Raw genomic sequence first — 620 nt, 5'->3', positions numbered from 1 at the left:
GGTATGGGGTATAAGCTGTTATCCGCATGTGGTATCCTTACATATTCTGCCTGGGTGCCATCAATCAGGTGACCAAGAATCCATCCACCGTCTTCACAATGAGAGTACATTCCTTTTTTACAATAGCTGCACTTTCCACAAGATGTGATACAGGATATAAGTACATGGTCGCCTTTTTTAAAATTACTTACAGCGCTCCCGGTTTCTTGTATAATGCCTACACCTTCATGGCCAATTATCCGGCCATCTTCAACCTCCGGGACATCGCCTTTCATAATGTGAAGGTCGGTACCGCAAATGGTGGTCTTAAGAACTTTTACAATTGCATCTGTAGCTGCTATCAGCTGTGGTTTAGGTTTTTCTTCCCAGGCTTTTTTTCCTGGTCCGTGGTAAACTAAAGCATTCATTTTTTTTGCATTAAGAGTAGTTAACCTATCTAAAGCCTCTTTTTGAGTTTCCTGTTGCATTAAAGTTTCCATAATAGTGTTTTTATAGTAATAGATCTGTGGATACAAAGATGAATTGATAATACCATTCACAAAATGACGGCAATCACTATAAAAGATGACGTAGTTACACTTTAATAAAAGCAACGCCCCATTCATTAAGATGTGGGAAAA

General features: G+C 39.0%; 1 protein-coding gene. It reads right to left on the bottom strand.

Annotated features, from left to right (window positions below):
* Positions 1-479 (bottom strand): alcohol dehydrogenase catalytic domain-containing protein (locus AC1DPZ_RS28650; protein ID WP_477409934.1); only part of this gene is annotated, 479 nt, incomplete at its 3' end.
* Between the last annotated feature and the right edge of the window lie 141 nt (positions 480-620).

This window comes from Mucilaginibacter sp. P4_G9 (assembly GCF_056400985.1).
This window is presented reverse-complemented; position numbering and strand designations above follow the sequence as displayed.